Annotated in this window: 1 protein-coding gene and 1 pseudogene; both read left to right on the top strand. The window is 76.0% G+C overall.

Annotated elements, in window-relative coordinates; genetic code table 11:
• A partial coding sequence (locus DY245_RS32875) for an exopolysaccharide biosynthesis polyprenyl glycosylphosphotransferase (RefSeq protein ID WP_128510825.1) occupies positions 1-1,028 on the top strand: 1,028 nt, incomplete at its 5' end.
• Positions 1,025-1,264: pseudogene (locus tag DY245_RS32880) on the top strand (O-antigen ligase family protein); the annotation flags it as partial. The gene DY245_RS32875 and the pseudogene DY245_RS32880, both read left to right, overlap by 4 nt.

Genomic DNA, 1,264 nt, shown 5'->3' on the forward strand with positions numbered 1-1,264 from the left:
CGGTCTACCGGGCGCGCCGCGGCGCCGCCCGCCGCACACCCCGCGCGGCGCTGATCGTCGGCACCGACCCGGCCGCGCGGCAGCTCGCCGCCGTACTGCACGCCCACCCCGAGTACGGGATGCGCCCGGTGGGCCTGGTCACGCCGGCGTCGATGCTGCCCGCCGTGCCCGACGCGCCCCCGGCCGGCACCGGACTGCCGCTGCCGCGGCTCACCTCCGCCCAGGACATCACCCGGGCCGTCATCCAGCACACCGTGCGGGACGCGGTGTTCACACTGCCGCCGTACGGCGACCCGCACACCTCCGCGCTGCTGCGCCGGTTCATCGACCAGGGCTCGGCCATCTGGCTGGCCGGCGCCGCGGCCGCCCGCGAGGGCCGCCCGCCGCATCCGGACCCCGACCACCTGTGGGGCTTCGCCTGCCGGCCACTGGACACCGCACCGCCACGGCACGGCAGTTGGGTCAAGCGGGCACTGGACATCGTGCTGGCCGCGCTCGCGCTGGTGGCCGCGGCCCCGGTGCTGCTGGGCTGCGCGCTGGCGGTACGGCTCGGCGACGGGCCGGGGGTGATCTTCCGGCAGGAACGTATCGGCCGCGGCGGCCGCAGCTTCACCCTGCTGAAGTTCCGCACGCTGCCCCCCTGCGACGCGCACGAGGCGGCCACGCGGTGGAGCGTGGCGGACGACGGCCGGACGACCCGGGTCGGCCGGCTGCTGCGGCGTACCTCGCTGGACGGACTGCCGCAGCTGTGGAACGTCCTGCGGGGCGAGATGAGCCTGGTCGGACCGCGCCCGGAGCGCCCCTTCCTCGTCCAGCAGTTCACCCGGAGCTACGCCGAGTACGGCGCCCGGCACCGGATGCCGGCGGGCATCACGGGACTTGCCCAGGTGCACGGGCTGCGCGGTGACACCTCCATCGAGGACCGGGCCCGTTTCGACAACCTCTATATCGACAGCTGGTCGCTGTGGCAGGACATCCGGATCATGCTGCGCACGGTGGCCCGGCTGTTCCGGCTGGAGGACAGATGAGCGCGGGCGCGCCGGCGTCCACGCTGCGCGGCGCCCGGGGCTTCCGGGCGGTGGCCGGGGCGATGGTGCTGCTCGCCCTGGTGCAGGGCGCGATCGGCGTCCACCAGTGTCTGACTGCGACCGGTGCCTCTTATATAGGGCGCGCCCTCCGTGCGGTCGTCGCCCTCGACGTACGCCGGGTCGCCGCCGGCCTCGGCCGGCCGGCCCTCGCCGCCGCCGTGGCCGCCGCGGTGGCC

The sequence above is a fragment of the Streptomyces inhibens genome (assembly GCF_003389455.1).
Lineage (GTDB): Bacteria > Actinomycetota > Actinomycetes > Streptomycetales > Streptomycetaceae > Streptomyces > Streptomyces inhibens.